Origin of the sequence: Micromonospora taraxaci (genome assembly GCF_007830095.1) — a bacterium.
GTDB lineage: Bacteria > Actinomycetota > Actinomycetes > Mycobacteriales > Micromonosporaceae > Micromonospora > Micromonospora taraxaci.
Map to the genome: position 1 here is coordinate 1,057,380 of NZ_VIWZ01000001.1, position 16,028 is coordinate 1,073,407.

The following is a 16,028-nucleotide window of genomic DNA, read 5'->3' on the forward strand; positions in this document are numbered from 1 at the left end:
CGGGGTGTCGGGCCCGACCCGTTACAGGAGGTACGAGGTGGACGAGCTGATCCGGCTGCGGCTGGACGTCTCGTACAACGGCACTGACTTCTCCGGGTGGGCCGCCCAGCCGACCCGGCGCACCGTCGCGGGCGTGCTTGTCGAGACCCTGGACCTGGTCCTCGGCGCCGGTACTGCCACCGGGCTGACGGTGGCCGGACGCACCGACGCGGGCGTTCACGCCACCGGGCAGGTGTGCCACCTGGACCTGCCCGCCGACGTGTGGCGGGAGCACGAGGGGCGGCTGCTGCGACGCCTGGCCCGGCTGCTCCCCACCGACGTGCGCGTACGCGCGATGACCGAGGTGCCGGCGGACTTCGACGCCCGGTTCTCGGCGACCTTCCGGCGCTACGAGTACCGGGTCACCGACGCGCCCTTCGGCGCGGAGCCGCTGCGCCGGCACGAGGTGTTGGCCTGGCCGAAGCCGCTGGACCTGGCCGCGCTGAACGCTGCTGCCGGCGGCCTGGTCGGGGAACACGACTTCGCCGCGTACTGCCGGCGCAAGGAGAACGCGACCACCCTGCGCGAGGTCACCCGGCTGGACTGGCGGCGCGACCCCGACGGCATCCTGGTCGCCACCGTCCAGGCCGACGCGTTCTGCCAGGCGATGGTGCGCAGCCTGGTGGGGGCGATGCTGGTGGCGGGCGACGGCCGGCGCCCGGTCGAGTGGCCGGGCAGCCTGCTCACCCAGCAGGTTCGCTCCAGCGAGGTGACAGTGGCACCGGCGCGTGGCTTGACGCTGGTCGCGGTCGGCTACCCGGCCGATCCGGCGGACTACGCCCGCCGCGCCGACCTCACCCGCCGGCTGCGGGTCCCCATCGAGGGCTGACCTGCGGGTCAGTCACCCGGCAGGTCGTCGTCCCCGGTGCTGCCGCCCTGAGTGCCGTTGGTCTCCGTCGGTGCTGCCGTCGGCTGTGCGGCGGTGCCACCGTCGGCGCGTTGTTGCAGCACTCCACGGCTGAGGTGCAGCTCGATCATGTCGAACAGGATCTCGCCGACCTTGGCGTCACCCGCCTTGATCGCCGTACCGTCCTCGCGGACCACCAGGGCGTACGCCAGGTAGTGCCCGCGTACTTGCCAGCCGACCCGTGCCGGGGCGCTGGTCAGCACGCCGGTGCCGTCGCCCTCGGTGCCGGTGAGCCCGCGGAACCGTCCCTGCCTCTCGTCGAGCAGCTGTCGAACCCGGTCCCGGGCCCGTTCGGCGCTGACCTTGTCGGTGAGGTTGAACAGGCCTGCGGTGACCAGGTGGTTGCCGTCGGGAGTGCGCAGGGTCGCCCGGACGACCTGGTTGCAGCCGAGTCGGACCAGCAGGTCGGCGACCTCGCCGGTGGCGGCGACGGCGCAACTGCCGCTGGACTGGGTCTTGACGACCTGGTAGTTCGACTGGCCGTCGCCGAGCTTCACCTCCTTGCCGGGGAAGAGTTCCTTGGCGGTGAGCGGGGCCTGGTCGGTGTCCCGGGAGTCCAGGGTCAGCCGCTCCGCCGGAGCGGACGGCGGTGCGGCGTTCGGTTGGAGCGTCGGGGTCGACTGCGGTTGCGGTTCGCGTTCGGTGAGCAGCGCGGCGGCACCCAGGCCGCAGAGGGCGAGCAGTACGAGGACGGCTGCCCCGCCGATCAGTACCTGCCACAGTCGGCCGCCGCCGCGCCGGGCTGGCGGCTCCATCGGCGTCGCCGAGGTGTAGACCTGGCCCACTGGCTCGGCGGGCGGGATCTCGGCACGGGCCGCCGGCGGTGGCGACGACGGCAGCTGTGGCGACGACGGCAGCTGCGGGGATGACGGCAGCGAGGACGACCGCTGCGGGGATGACGGCAGCGAGAGCTGATTCGGCCGAGGCAGCGACGGCGTGGGGAAGCGTGACGGAGATGGCCCGGCCGGCGGGGGCGGACCGGCGCCGAGCACCGACAGATCGGACCCGGGCTCCGGGTACTCCTCGAAAGCGTCCTCATCGGACTCGTACCGATACACCATGTGGCCCAGAGTAGGAGCCATTGTCCCTTTTGGTGATAATTTCGGAGAATTGTGCGCGCAGGCCGCGTCATGGCCCGCCCAGGCCGGTGCGAGAATTGCCGACGTGACCGGCGACCACTACTTCACTGCTCAACCCGCCAGCGACGCCCCGGCGCGCGAGGTCGAGTTCTCCGTCGTCGACCGCGACTACCGGCTCGCCTCTGCCGGCGGGGTCTTCTCCGCGACCCGGCTCGACCCGGGGACCGCCGTGCTCCTGCGCAAGGCCGAGCTGCCCGCCGCCGACACCAGCGGTGACCTGCTCGACCTGGGCTGCGGATTCGGACCGATCAGCTGCGTACTGGCCGACTTCGCGCCGAACAGCACCATCTGGGCGGTCGACGTCAACGCCCGCGCCCGTGAACTGACCGCCGCCAACGCCGTCCGCGTCGGTGCCGGTGACCGGGTCCGGGTCAGCGCGCCGGACGACGTGCCGGTGGACATCCAGTTCGCCGAGATCTGGTCCAACCCTCCCATCCGAATCGGAAAGGACGGGCTGCACGAGCTGCTGCTGCGTTGGCTGCCGCGGCTCGCGCCGGACGGCGTCGGCTGGCTGGTCGTCGCCCGGCACCTCGGCGGTGACTCGTTGCAACGCTGGCTCACCGAGCAAAACTGGCAGGTGGAGCGGCACGCCAGCCAGAAAGGCTTCCGGGTGCTACGAGTCACCCGGTAATTGGATGTCCCCTCCGGCCCTCACTGGGGCAGGATCCCCGCGTGGGATACGTGGACGTGGCAGGAGTCGGGCACATTCTGCCGGACGGTCGGGAACTCTTCGCCGACGTGTCGTTCCGGGTCGGGGAGGGCGCCAAGATCGCCCTCGTCGGGCCGAACGGCGCGGGGAAGACGACGCTGCTGAGGATGGTCGCCGGCGACCTGCCGGTGCGTACCGGCGTCGTCGCACGCGCCGGTGGGCTGGGCGTGATGCGTCAGTTCATCGGCATGATCGGCGACGAGTCGACGCTCGCCGACCTGGCGTTGTCGCTGGCCCCGCCCGCACTGCGCGACGCCGGCCGCCGGCTGGGCGAGACCGAGACCGCCATGCGGGCGGCCGAGGCCCGCGGCAAGTTCAGCAACACCGCGGGCAAGGCCCAGTTGGCGTACGCGGATGCGCTCGGCGCCTGGGGCGAGGCCGGCGGGTACGACGCCGAGGTGCTCTTCGACACCGTCGCGACGATCGTGCTGGGCCAACAGTGGGACGCGGTTCGGGACCGGCCGGTGCGCACCCTGTCCGGGGGTCAGCAGAAGCGCTTCGCCCTGGAGTTGCTGCTGCGCGGCCCGGACGAGGTGCTGCTGCTGGACGAGCCGGACAACTTCCTCGACGTGCCCGGCAAGCGTTGGCTGGAGGCACGACTGCGCGAGTCGACCAAGTCCGTGCTCTACGTCTCGCACGACCGTGAGCTGCTGGCCCAGAGTGCCGACCGGGTGGTCGCCGTCGAAGGTGGCAGCGCCTGGGTGCACCCGGGCGGCTTCGCCAGCTGGCACGACGCCCGCGTCGCCCGGCACGCCCGCCTCGACGAGCTGCGGCGGCGCTGGGACGAGGAACACCAGAAGCTGCGCGAGCTGATGCTGATGTACAAGCAGAAGGCCGCGTACAACGACGGGTTGGCCTCGCGCTACCAGGCCGCGCAGACCCGGTTGCGCAAGTTCGAGGAGGCCGGGCCGCCGCCCGTACCCCCGAAGGACCAGGACATCCGGATGCGGCTGTCCGGCGGGCGGACCGGCAAACGTGCTGTCGTCTGCGAGCAGCTTGAGCTCGACGGCCTGACATTCCCCTTCGACCTGGAGATCTGGTACGGCGACCGGGTGGCGGTGCTCGGTGCCAACGGCAGCGGCAAGTCGCACTTCCTGCGGTTGCTGGCCCGGGGCGGCACTGACCCCGACCCGGCGAACGGGCCGGTCGACGGCGCGGGAGCGCTTGCCCCGGTGGTGCACGACGGTGTGGCCCGGCTCGGTGCCCGGGTCCGCCCCGGGCACTTCTCGCAGACCCACGACCGCCCGGAGCTGATGTCGAAGACCCTTGTCGAGATCCTCTGGCGGGGCGACGAGCACCGCACCGGGATGGACCGGCACGCCGCAATGGGGGTGCTGAGTCGGTACGAGTTGGCCGCGCAGGGCGACCAGCGCTTCGGGACGCTCTCCGGCGGGCAGCAGGCCCGTTTCCTGGTGCTGCTGCTGGAGCTGTCCGGGGCGACCCTGCTGCTGCTCGACGAACCCACCGACAACCTCGACCTGGCCAGCGCGGAAGCCCTCGAAGCGGGCCTGAACGCCTTCGAGGGGACGGTGATCGCGGTGACCCACGACCGATGGTTCACCCGCTCCTTCGACCGGTTCGTGCTGTTCCGGGGCGACAACGAGGTGGTGGAGACCCCGGAACCGGTCTGGGACGTCGGCTGATCCCCGCCGCCGGGCGACTCAGGCTCTGGCACCGACTACTACGGAACCAGGCGTTCGAGGCGGCGGCGGGCCTGCGCGGCGGCGGGGTCGCCCACGTCCTCGTAGATCCGCACGGCCTGGCGCCAGGCGAAGGCGGCAGCGGTCAGGTCGCCCATCCCTTCCCGGGTGTCCCCGAGTCGGATGAGGGTCTCTGCCTCGTGGTAGCGGTCGGCGGAGTCGCGAAAAAGTTGGATCGCCTGCTCGTAGCAGTCGGCCGCGCGGTCGCGTTCACCGAGGTTGTCGTAGGCGAAGCCAAGGCTGTCGAGCGTCGCGGCCTGGCCGTTGCGGTCGTCGCTCTGTCGTTGCTGGTGGAGTGCTTCGGTGCAGCTCTCGATGGCCTGGGCGTAGTCGCCGGTGGTGGCCAGCAGCCAACCGATCGCGTTGAGTGTCCGAGCTTCACCCGAGCGGTTACCGGCCAGCCGGTAGAGCCGTAGCGCCTCGCGACCGTGTGCGAGGGCCTCGTCGAAACGGCCGTCCAGATAGCAGAGTTCGCAGTAGTTGTGCAGCGTTTGCGCCTGACCAGTCGGATCGCCGAGGCGTTCGTGCAGCTCGAGTGCGCGCTTCAACCGGTGCTCGGCGGCATCGCGGTCGCCGAGTCGGGTCAGTGCACGGGAGAGCAGCCGGTTGGCGGCAGCCTGACCGGCGAGGTCGTCGATCTTCTCTGCGGCGGTCAGCGCGACCTGCTGGATGTCGAGCTGGTCCTGCCACAGGCCACGCGGTGCAACGAAGGTGTTCAACGCCCAGGCGACCTGCCAGGCGTACGCTTCGAACCCGTTCTGGGCGGCCTGCCGAACGACCCGAATCAGCACCCGGTGCTCAGCTGTGAACCAGGCGAGCGCGCCGCCGTGATCGGTCACCGAATGCCTGGCGGGTACGGGCAGCGGCGGCACCGGCTCGATCGGGGGCCACTGCGGCTGGAGCAGTAGCGCGGCCGGATAGGCGGCGTGCAGGTAGTGGTCGTACAGGCGCTGTCGGGCGGCGGCCCGTTCGTCGGCGCGCTCCGACGACTCAGCGAGCTCGGCCGCGTAGGCGCGTAGAAGATCGTGGAAGGCGTAGCGGCCAGGCGTGTGCTCGGCCAGCAGATTGAGCCGGGTCAACTCCCGCAGTCGCGGCGTGACGGCTGCGGTAGGAATGCCCGCGAGTGCCGCAGCCGCGGCGGCGGTCAGATCCGGGCCCGGATGCAGCCCCAGCAGAGTGAACAATCGGGCCGCTTCCTGCCCCAGGGCCAGGTACGACCAGGAGAAGACGCGCCGCACGTCGCCGTCGGCCAACACGTCGAGCCGTGTCTCGGTGGAGTGCAACTCGGCGGCGATGGCGCCGAGCGGGAACGTGGGATGGGTGGCGACGCGTGCCGCCACTATCGCCAGCGCCAGCGGAAGCCGGCCAGCGGCCTCGACGATGTCGGCCACCGCGGCCGGCTCGGAGGAAAGGCGGCCGGCCCCGAGCCGGCCGGCGAGCAGGCTCGTCGACTCCTCCGCCGTGAGCACGCCCAGTGTCAACGGCACCGCGCACTCGGCGGCGATCAGACCACCGAGCCGGTCACGGCTGGTGACCACGACCATGCAGCCGCCGGAACCGGGCAACAGGGCGCGAACCTGGGCGGAGTCGCGGGCGTTGTCGAGCACCACGAGCATCCGGCGGGAGGCCAGCAGGCTGCGGTAGAGACCAGTCCGGGCCTCCATGCCGGCGGGTATCCGGGCGTGGGGCACGCCGAGCGCTTCGAGGAATTCGGACAGGGCGTCGAGCGGGGACACCACTCCGGCCTCGTCGTAACCCCGGAGGTTGACGTAGAGCTGGCCGTCGGGGAAGCGGCCGGCGACCCGGTGCGCCCAGTGCAGCGCCAGGGCGGTCTTGCCAACGCCGGCCATGCCAGACACCGCGGAGATGACCACGGTGCTCGACCTCTGTGAATCGCCGTCCAGTAGCGCGTCGAGGTTGGCCAGCTCGGTGCTGCGGCCGACGAACTCCGGTACCGCTCGTGGCAACTGTTCGGGGCGCAGGATGTGCGGCCCCGGCACCGGCCTGTCCGACCCCGATGGCGGTTGCGCTGCCAATTCCGGTCGGTGATGCAGGATGTCGTCATACACCTTGACGAGTTCCGGTGCGGGATCGAGGCCGGTCTCCTCCGCCAGCGCCTGCCGAGCTTGCTGGAAGGCGTCCAAGGCGCCGGCCACGTCTCCGATGCGGTACAGGCCCACCATCAGCTGGCCCCAGGCCCGCTGCCGCAGCGGGTGCAGGTCGAGCAGGGCCCGCAGTCGGCGCACCACGTCGGCCGGTGCGCCGAGCGCCAGCACCGCCTCGGCGTAGTCCTCCTCGACGAGCAGCCGGCGCTCCTCGAACTGCGCCACCCGCCTGGCGAGAGCCGAACGCAGGGGCAGGTCCGACAGTGGCGCCCCACGCCACAGGCCCAGCGCGGCGGAGAGTTCGGCCTCGGCACGCTCTGCGTCGGAGGTGACGAGAGCGTCGCGCCCCCGAGCCGCCGCGGCGTCGAAGAGGTCCAGGTCCCGCTCGTCGGGGCCCACCCGGAGCACGTATCCGCCCGCCACAGCTGTTATCCCGTCCCAGGACCCCCCGTCCCCCAGCGACTGCCGCAACCCGCGCACGTAGGTGCGCAGGTTCGCAGCGGCCGACGCCGGCTCTTCGTCGCCCCACAGCATCGAGGTCAACTCGTTGGTGCCGACGACCTCATTGGGACGCAGCAACAGAGTGGCCAACAGGAGGCGCTGCTTCACCGAGCCCAGCGGAACCGGCCGGCCTTCGCGGTACACCCGGAACGGACCAAGGATGTCGAAACGCAACCAAGCACCTCGCAGGTGGGCGTTGCAATCCGGAGGCGCGCCGCACCCGGGATCACGGGGCGGGCGGGTGACCTGTACGCCAGTTGTGCGGCGAATGTACCTGCCCCACTTTACCTTTCAACCATCCCATCGCCCATCCGAAGTAGACACCACCCAGGCAAGGAGATGCATGTCTTCGTTCCACTCCGTCCGCCGCGTACTCCGTAAGGCTGCGGTGCCCGCAGTCGGCGCGGCATTGGCCATCGGCATCAACGTCACAGTCGCCACGCCGGCTGCGGCCAGCGGCTCCTACACCGGCCGGGCGTACGTCCACGGCACCGGTGGGGTATCTGACGACTTCGATGACGAGGGCGTCGTCAACGTCAGCACGCACCGCAGCTCGAACGTCACCTGCCTGTGGCAGACCATCCTCTGGGCAAATGGCTACCTGCCCTCGTCCGGGATCGATGGGGTCTTCGGCGACCAGACCGATGCCGCGACGAGGAACTTCCAGCGCGACAAGAGCCTCGGCGCGGACGGCTCAGCTGGCCGCAACAGCTGGACGAAGGCCGGCGACAAGCTCGTGCAGGACGACGACCAGAACGGGTGGCGGTACGTGGTGTATCACGGGGCAAGGGGTTCCCGCAGCCCGTACAGCGCGCACGAGTTCGTCCTGCAGCGGTCGCCCGACGGAAACTTCAGGTTCTACCCGCCGCAGGGCGGTGGCCCCTACTGGGCCACCTACAACAGCCGTTCCTGCTGATCTCTAGGTATTGCCAGGGGCCGCTGGGCGTTGATCGTCTCGGCGGCCCCTGGGGGGCCGGTCCGTCGGCCATGGCTCCGCTGAGCTCACCGACACCATCGGTGCCGCCCGTGAGCTGGTCACCGAGGTAGTCGGTTGAGCTGCCTCCGGGGTGGGGCGCGTCCAGCCGGCATAGGGTGGATCTCGTGACTGAGATGACCTATCGCCGGCTGGGCGACTCCGGGCTCGTGGTTTCCGTGGTCGGCATCGGCTGCAACAACTTCGGCCGCAAGCTGGACCTCGACGGCACTCGTGCGGTGGTGGACGCGGCCCTGGACGCCGGGATCAACCTGTTCGACACCGCCGACATCTACGGCGAACCGCAGGGCGGCTCCGAGGAGCTGCTCGGGCAGGCGCTCAAGGGCCGCCGGGACGACGTGGTGGTGGCCACCAAGTTCGGCATGGACATGAACGGCCTCAACGGGCCGGACTACGGGGCACGCGGTGCGCGCCGCTACATCGCCCGCGCGGTGGAGGCGTCGCTGCGCCGGCTCGGCACCGACCACATCGACCTGTACCAGATGCACGAGCCCGACCCGGGCACCCCGATCGACGAGACCCTCGCCGCCCTGGACGACCTGGTGCGCGACGGCAAGGTGCGCTACCTGGGCAACTCCAACTTCGCCGGGTGGCAGATCGCCGACGCGGACTGGGTCGCCTCGTCCAACGGCCGGGCCCGCTTCATCAGCGCTCAGAATCACTACAGCCTGGTGGAGCGGTCCGTGGAGGCCGAGGTGATCCCGGCGTGTGAGCGGTTCGGTCTCGGCATGCTGCCGTTCTTCCCGCTCGCCAACGGTCTGCTCACCGGCAAGTACAAGCGCAGTGAGCAGCCCCCAACCGGCAGCCGGCTCTCCGGCGGCGGCCGGTACGCGGAGCGGCTCGCCGCGGCCGACTGGGACACCATCGAGGCGATCGAGGCGTACGCGGCCGAGCGGGGTCTGAGCATGCTCCAGGTGGCGATCGGTGGGTTGGCCGCCCAGCCGGCGGTGACCTCGGTGATCGCCGGTGCCACCACGCCGGAGCAGGTCCTCGCCAACGCCGCCGCCGGCACCTGGGAGCCCAGCGACGAGGACCTGGCAGCGCTGCGCGCCATCCTCTGAGCGCGGTGCCGTGCCGGTTCCGTTGCTCGACGGCGCGTGCCGCGCTTGATCCACTCGCGTTCCTTGAAGTCGGGGTGACCTGTTGCGCGGGACACCCCGACTTCAGGGAAGCCGAGACGGAACAGGGCCGGGCCGCTGTCGCGGCCCGGCCCTGTCGTCTATTGCCGATGGGTCAGGTGGTGGTGCGGCGGCGGCCGAACAGCATGGCCACCCCCATCGCCAGGGCGACGACGACCAGGCCGGCCGCCGCGTACGGCCACCAGCCCGCACCGCCCGCGCCGTCAGCCGTTTTGGTCACCGAGACCGGCTCCGGCGGGGGCGGAGACTGCGCGGCACGGGCCTGCACCGTTGCGGAGGCCTCACCCGGGAGCGGAGCGGGGGAGTTCACCTTGACCTTCCAGGTGCCGGCGGTGAGCACCGGACCGCTGCTGTAGAACCCCTGCCCCTCGGGCTGCGGCTCCAACTGCACCGGCCCGACCTTCTGCCCGTCCGGGCCGGTGGCGGTGAGGACCAGTCGCACCACCCGGTCCAGCCGACGCCCGTCGGGGTAGGTGGCCTGGATGGTGACCCCCTCGGCGCCGTCGCCGGCCACCACGAGTTTGAGCTTGTCAGCCTGAGCGGCCGCCGGGGCAGCGGCGAACAGGATCAGAGCCAGTCCGACGAACACGGCGGCCAACGCCTTGCGGATACCCGTCACGGACATCTCCTCACTACTGATGAGGGAGGCCCCTCCCCGACGCCGGAGCGTCGGAGAGGGGCCTCGTCGGATCAGAGCTGGCGACCGGGTGCGAGCCGGGTGGCATCGCCACCGAGCCGTCCGGTGCCCTTGACCGATTCGCCGTCGTTCGCCTTGACCCCGGCCTTGCTGGCCGCGCCGCCGAGCCGGACGATCATGGCATCGGCGTCCCGGATCAGGGCATCCCGGACCTCCGCCTCGCCCACCAGAGCGGTGTCGGAGGCGAGCGTCCGGAACGCGGTCAGCTGCCGCACCGCCGCCTTGTCGTCGCCGGCCGCCTCGGACTTGCGGACGGCGTCGAGCTTGTTGGTCAGCTGCTTGTGCGCCTTGGTCGAGAGCCGACCCGTCGCCTTGAACCGGTCCAGCAGACCCTGCATGTCCCGGAACGAGGTGGTGACGAAGAACCGGACCGTCGAGGTGGTCTCGTTGCCCGCCTTGTCGGTCGCGGTCACGGTCAGCTCGTGCAGGCCGAGCGAGAGCTCGTACATGGCCTGCAGGGTGCCGCTGGCGTACGCCTGGCCGTCCAACGTGCCGACCACAGTCGCGATGCCCGAGGTCGGGTCGACAGCCTGCCAGGACACCCTGACGTCCTGGCTGTCACCGTAGAGCTGGCCGTCGGCGATACCGGAGACCAGCAGCGTCGGCTTGGTGCCGTCGATCTTCAAAACCGCCGACTTGAGCGTCTCGGCGTTGCCTGCCTTGTCGGTCGAGCGGTACAGCAGCTCGTGCTGCCCGTCACCGGTCACCTCGACCGGCGCCGTGTACGGCGTCCACGCGCCACCGTCCAGCGACCACTCCACGGTCTTGACACCCGAACCGGCGTCGGTGGAGGCCAGCACGACCGGGATCGTGCCGTTGTGCCAGCCGGCGTTGTTCGCCGGAGCGAACGTCGCAGTGGTCACCGGCGCAGTGGCGTCGATCTTGGCAGAGACGGTCTTTGTCGCCTCCACGTTGCCGGCCTTGTCGGTCGAGCGGAACCGCAGCTCGTGCTCGCCGTCACCGGTGACCTCCACCGGGGCGGTGTACGCCGTCCAGGTGGTGGCCCCGTCCAGCTGGTACTCGGTGCTGGCGAGCCCGCTACCGCCGGCCTCGTCGGCGGCGGTGAGGGTCACCGTCACCGGCCCGGTGTACCACCCCTCGGTCGGGGTGCCGGACACGGCGGCCGTGGTCACCGGCGCGGTCTCGTCGGCCACCTTCGTGCTCAACCGGAAGTAGTCGAACGCGGCGGTCTTCGAGGCCGTCTGGTTGGCGCCGAGGGTGAACAACCCGACCTTCGGGGTGGCACCCACAGCGGTGTTGGTCAGCGCCTCCAACGCGGTCCAGGTCGTCCCGTCGGCCGAGTACGACGCGGTGAACGTGTCACCGGTGCGGGCCAACCGGAGGTGCCACACGGCACTGGTCAGGCTGGTCACCTCCGGCTGTGGGTTCTGGACCGCCCCGCCGATCTCGCTGCGGAACTCGATCCGCCGCGTCACCGTCTGGCCGGCCTGGTTGTCCGCGATGAAGTCGAACTTCAGGTAGTTGTCGTCGTCGGCCTGCACGAGCAGACCGGCCTGCTGGTACTGCTCGTTCAGCAGACTGCCGTCGACCTTCGTCTCCAGGGTCCAGTCGCCCGACGGCGCGGTCTGGAGGATGAAGTTCTTCGGCCCGGTGTTGTCGGTGCCGTAGATGTCACCGTTGGGCACGTCGATGCGCAGCGCGCCACCGGTGACCCGGTAACCGGTCGGGTCCTCCCGAAGGATCGCGTCCCACCGGCACTTGTCCAGCGTGTCACCGTTGAACTCGTCCGACGGGTCGACCGGGCCGGCCGGAGCGTCCGGCGTGACCTGGAACGAATCGAAGGCCGCGTTGACGACCGGTGCCTCGGTGCCGCCGTTGAGGGCGAAGACCCCGATGCGCGGGTTGGTGATGCCGGCGAGCGCGGCCGAACGGCCGACCGGAGTGAAGGTCTGCCCGTCGCCCGAGACGGCCGCGGTCAGGTTCGTCCCGTCGCTGGTGACCCGCAGGTACACGGTGTCACCGGCAGGTGCGTTGGTGGCGTCGGCGGCCTCGTTGCGAGGCGTGCCGGCCGTCTCCCGGATGAACTCCACCCGACGGCTGCCGTTGTACAGCAGGTCCACCTTGGCGTAGTTGTCGTCGTCGCCGTACACCAGCAGACCTGCCTGCTGGTAGTTGGCCGTCACCGGGAGCGTGACCTTGGTGGTCATCTCCCAGGCGCCGGTCGGAGCCGCCTGGAGCACCAGGTTCGTGGCGTCGTTGCGAGCGCCGTAGAGGTCACCCACAGCAGTGGGCAGCTGGAGCGCGCCGCCACTGAGCGAGTAGAGCTGGTTCTCCCGGATGACGCTGGTCCAGCGCTCCTTGTCGAGGCTGTTGCCGTTGAAGTCGTCCGAACGCGCCCCGAAGCAGGACGTGTCCGGAGCGTCCACCCGCACCGGCACCGTGGCGTACGCCTTGGCGCCCTTGCTGTCGGTCACCGTGAGGGTGGCCGTGAAGGTGCCCGGGGTGGCGTAGGTGTGGCTGGCGTCCAGAGTGGTCGCCGTGCCTCCGTCGCCAAAGTCCCAGGCGTACGTCAACGGGGTGTCGCCCTCGGCGTCGGTGGCCGTGCCGTCGAAGGCGACGGTGACCGGTGCGGTGCCGGTGGCCGGGGTGGCCGTGGCGCTGACCACCGGCGGCGCGTTCTCGGTGACACCGCGACCGACGAAGTCCATCCAGTTGACGTTGAACAGCGAACCGGAGCCGCCGTTCGGGTCACGGGCCAGGAAGTACAGCGAGCCGCTCGCGGCACCGGTGACCGGCGCGCTCACGTCCGTGTACGTCTGCCACCCGCCGGTCGCCGGCACGGTGGCCGTGGCGACCACCGGTCCGTCGACAGCACCCGCGCGGACCTCGATCCGACCGCCTGCGGCGGCCGAGGCAGCCCGGAAGCGGATCTCGGTGATGTTGGTCAGGTCCGCCGGAGCGACCGACCACCAGTCACCGTCCTCGATGAACGCGATGCTCTGACCGCCGCCGGCGGTGTCGGTGGCAGCTTCCCGCTGCACGCCGGCGTCGCCGCCGCCGGTGCTCACCGGAGCGCGCCCGGTGGCGGTGAAGTACTCGGCCTGCTTCTGCTTCGGCTGCAGGACCTCGATCTGCCGGCCGGTCAGGGCACCGGACCCGCCGGCACCACCCTTGTCGGTGTAGGTGGCCTCGAAGACCGCGAAGACGTTCGCCTCGGCGCCGTGCCCGGAGGCGAGCGACGTCTGGACGGTGCCGGTGCAGCCGGTGTGCTGCTCCAGCGGGTGGGCGTGCTCGTCGTGACCGAGCAGCACCTGCAGCCCGACCTTGGCGCAGTCGATCTCCCCGTCCTCGGGGTCGGTCACCTTGATCGAGTAGCGGACCTGGTCACCCCAGTTGAAGAACCCGCCGTCCGGTGGGAACTCGATGGAGACCGTCGGAGCGGTGTTGCCCACGGTGACCGGCACGTTGGCCACCGCGGTCCGGCCCTTGGGGTTGGTGACGGTGAGCTGGGCGGTGTAGTTGCCCGCCGTGGCGTACGTGTGCGTCGGGTTGGCCTCGGTGGAGGTCTGCCCGTCGCCGAACGTCCAGGCGTAGGTGAGCGCGCCGCCGTCCGGGTCCCGGGAACCGGCGCTGGAGAACGTGACGGTCAACGGCGCCGGACCCGAGGTCGGGTTGGCGGACGCCGCCGCGATCGGGGCACGGTCACCGGCGGTGTAGTCGATCCGGTAGACGCCGGAGTTGTCGTTGTTGCCGCCGAAGCCGCTGCCCCACTCGATCAGGTACAGCGCGCCGTCCGGACCGAACTCGAAGTCCATCGGCCGGATCATGCTCATGCCGGTGAGCAGCTGGTTGATGTCCACAAGCGACTTACCGTCGGGGGTCACCTGCATGGTGTACATCTTGTTCTGGTTCCACTCGCCGAGCAGAGCCTTACCGTCGTAGTACGCCGGCCACTTCCGGTTGGAGTTGAGGTCGGCGTCGTAGCGGTAGACCGGGCCACCCATCGGGGCGCCACCGCCGCCGATCTCCGGGTAGCGCGCGTCACCGGCGTACCCGTAGTCGACGGTCGCCGGGACGACCGGCGGGAGGTTGGTCAGGCCGGTGTTGTTGGGCGAGTTGTTGACCGGTGCGGCGCAGTCGAACTTCGGGCCGCTCGGACCGGACGGGAACGTGTAGTCGTTGTACGCCTCGTTCGTGCCCGTGCAGTACGGCCAGCCGTAGTTGCCCGGGGTGACGATGTTCCACTCGACCAGACCACGCGGGCCCCGGTTCGGGTTGTCCGAGTTGGCGTCCGGTCCGTAGTCCGCCACGTACAACGTGTTGGTCTTCGGGTCGGTGCCGATCCGGAACGGGTTGCGGAAGCCCATCGCGTAGATCTCGGGACGGGTCTTCTCGGTGCCCGGCGCGAAGAGGTTGCCCGACGGAACGGTGTACGTTCCGTCGTCCTCCGGGTGGATCCGGATCACCTTGCCGCGCAGGTCGTTGGTGTTGGCGGAGGTGCGCTGCGCGTCGTAGTCCTGGCGGCCCGACCGCTCGTCGATCGGCGAGTACGAGTTCGACTCGAACGGGTTGGTGTTGTCACCGGTGGCCAGGTAGAGGTTGCCGTCGCCGTCGAAGGCCATGCTCCCGCCGGCGTGGCAGCAGGTGTTGCGCTGGGTGTCGACCCGTAGCACCTGCTTCTCGCTGGCCAGGTTGATGGTGTCGCCGGTCACCGTGAAGCGGGACAGCAGGTTGCGGGTGACCCCGTCGTTCGGGGCGTAGTAGAGGTACACCCAGTTGTTGGTGGCGAAGTCCGGGTCGAGCCGGATGCCGATCAGGCCGTCCTCGTTGCCGGTGAAGACGTCCAGGTCGACGGCGGTGACCGTGTTGCCGGTGTCCGGCTTCACGATCTGCACGCGACCGTCGCGCTCGATGTAGAAGACCCGCCCGTCGGGGGCGATGTCCAGCTCCATCGGGTTGCTGGTGTTGCTGTCCAGCGTGACCTTCTCGAAGTTCGAGGTCTTCGAGGCGCCACAGTCGGCGTTCTCGACGCCGGCCGCGGTCCGGATGCCGCCGAGCAGGTGGGAGAGGAACTGGGGCTCGGCGTACGACTCCCGGGTGTGCCCCAGGCCCGTGTACCAGGACCGGCCACCGTCGTAGTCCTGACACCAGGCGACCGGGTGGTCCGCACCCATCGCGCCGGCGCCGGGGGTGTAGCTCTTCTCGTCCAGGCTGGCCAGCACGTGTACGTCCGGCCGAGGGTTGGACTGGTAGTTGTACCACTCGTCGAACCGGGACCAGCGGTCCGGAAGACCGGCCGTGGACGGGTGGGCGTGATCCTCCACCTTGACCGTGGCCGTCTGGTTCTGCGGGTGGTTGGCGAAGTACGCACCGACCAGGTCGCCGTACCAGGCCCAGCTGTACTCGGTGTCCGACGCGGCGTGGATGCCGACGTAGCCGCCGCCGGCCTTCACGTAGCGCTCGAACGCCGCCTGCTGCTCGGCGTTGAGCACGTCACCGGTGGTGGAGAGCCAGATCACCGCCTTGTACTTCGCCAGGTTGGCGTCGTTGAATGCGGCACCGTCCTCGGAGTTGTCAACGGTGAATCCGTTGGCGGCGCCGAGTTGCTGGATGGCGGCGATGCCGGTGGGGATGGAGTCGTGCCGGAAGCCGGCGGTCTTGGAGAAGATCAAGACGGAGAAGGGATCGGCCGCTGCCTTTGGTGCCTTGGGCACCACCTGGCTGACCGGGGCGGCGGCTGGCGCCTCCCGTGGGGGAACCTGGGCGGCTGCCTGGGCAGGCGTGCCGAACAGGGTGGTCGAGGCCATGGCCAGGGAGATCAGTGTTGCGGTGATGGGTACGCGGGCACGACGAGAACGGGACACGCCGCCTCCTGTGTCGTAGTGACAGAGAGTTCGCGGGAGTCGGCTCGCCGAACGCCCTCCCTCATGGAGCCGGTGGTGACGCCGTGCCAGGGTGCCCCACCGACATTTTGTCGAATCGCTGAACAAATTAATTCGGCTGGTTCGATGTCGGGCAAGATGCAGACGGGTAACGGTTCTGCAACGGCGGGCGACATTCCGAACAGGACCGTATGAAGTGCCCCATCGATCTCGCTCGTCGCGGCCGGGCCGGACGCCGTCGACGCCGCCTTGGCA

Annotated in this window: 9 protein-coding genes; 5 read left to right on the top strand and 4 right to left on the bottom strand. The window is 70.2% G+C overall.

The annotated features are described in order from the left end of the window. Nucleotides 1-37: 37 nt before the first annotated feature. The gene (gene truA, locus FHU34_RS05095; protein WP_145778904.1) at nucleotides 38-868 is read left to right on the top strand and encodes a tRNA pseudouridine(38-40) synthase TruA; all 831 of its coding nucleotides are present in this window, start codon (nucleotides 38-40) and stop codon (nucleotides 866-868) included. An 8-nt stretch (nucleotides 869-876) separates the two neighbouring features. Here truA and FHU34_RS05100 read toward each other — a convergent pair whose 3' ends face one another. Beyond that, on the bottom strand, nucleotides 877-2,007 hold the full coding sequence (locus FHU34_RS05100) for a hypothetical protein (protein ID WP_244311555.1): 1,131 nt from the start codon (nucleotides 2,005-2,007) through the stop codon (nucleotides 877-879). Between the two features lie 103 nt (nucleotides 2,008-2,110). On the opposite strand from FHU34_RS05100, the gene FHU34_RS05105 reads away from it, so the two are divergent. Beyond that, nucleotides 2,111-2,716, top strand: a complete 606-nt coding sequence (locus FHU34_RS05105) for a class I SAM-dependent methyltransferase (protein ID WP_145778906.1) — start codon at nucleotides 2,111-2,113, stop codon at nucleotides 2,714-2,716. 41 nt (nucleotides 2,717-2,757) lie between these two features. Next, nucleotides 2,758-4,437, top strand: coding sequence for an ABC-F family ATP-binding cassette domain-containing protein (locus tag FHU34_RS05110; RefSeq protein ID WP_145778907.1), 1,680 nt, complete (start codon nucleotides 2,758-2,760; stop codon nucleotides 4,435-4,437). A gap of 38 nt (nucleotides 4,438-4,475) precedes the next feature. On the opposite strand, the gene FHU34_RS05115 is transcribed toward FHU34_RS05110, so the two are convergent. After that, nucleotides 4,476-7,274, bottom strand: coding sequence for an AfsR/SARP family transcriptional regulator (locus FHU34_RS05115; RefSeq protein WP_145778908.1), 2,799 nt, complete (start codon nucleotides 7,272-7,274; stop codon nucleotides 4,476-4,478). A gap of 169 nt (nucleotides 7,275-7,443) precedes the next feature. Between FHU34_RS05115 and FHU34_RS05120 the strand changes: the two genes are divergently transcribed. Continuing rightward, the gene (locus tag FHU34_RS05120) at nucleotides 7,444-8,016 is read left to right on the top strand and encodes a peptidoglycan-binding domain-containing protein (RefSeq protein ID WP_167524763.1); all 573 of its coding nucleotides are present in this window, start codon (nucleotides 7,444-7,446) and stop codon (nucleotides 8,014-8,016) included. 176 nt (nucleotides 8,017-8,192) lie between these two features. Next, nucleotides 8,193-9,155, top strand: coding sequence for an aldo/keto reductase (locus tag FHU34_RS05125; RefSeq protein WP_208744927.1), 963 nt, complete (start codon nucleotides 8,193-8,195; stop codon nucleotides 9,153-9,155). Between the two features lie 172 nt (nucleotides 9,156-9,327). Here FHU34_RS05125 and FHU34_RS05130 read toward each other — a convergent pair whose 3' ends face one another. Together FHU34_RS05130 and FHU34_RS05135 are read right to left on the bottom strand one after the other, a co-directional pair. Next, the gene (locus FHU34_RS05130) at nucleotides 9,328-9,858 is read right to left on the bottom strand and encodes a hypothetical protein (RefSeq protein WP_244311556.1); all 531 of its coding nucleotides are present in this window, start codon (nucleotides 9,856-9,858) and stop codon (nucleotides 9,328-9,330) included. 65 nt (nucleotides 9,859-9,923) lie between these two features. Further along, nucleotides 9,924-15,755 carry a ThuA domain-containing protein gene (locus tag FHU34_RS05135; protein ID WP_145778911.1) on the bottom strand — a complete coding sequence of 1,944 codons (5,832 nt, stop codon included), beginning with the start codon at nucleotides 15,753-15,755 and terminating at the stop codon, nucleotides 9,924-9,926. Nucleotides 15,756-16,028: the final 273 nt, after the last annotated feature.

What these genes read in the sequence shown, in the direction of transcription:
- FHU34_RS05100 (WP_244311555.1), bottom strand. Translation starts at nt 2,007, where the DNA reads ATGGTGTATCGGTACGAGTCCGATGAGGACGCTTTCGAGGAGTACCCG.
- FHU34_RS05120 (WP_167524763.1), top strand. Translation starts at nt 7,444, where the DNA reads ATGTCTTCGTTCCACTCCGTCCGCCGCGTACTCCGTAAGGCTGCGGTG.
- FHU34_RS05130 (WP_244311556.1), bottom strand. Translation starts at nt 9,858, where the DNA reads ATGTCCGTGACGGGTATCCGCAAGGCGTTGGCCGCCGTGTTCGTCGGA.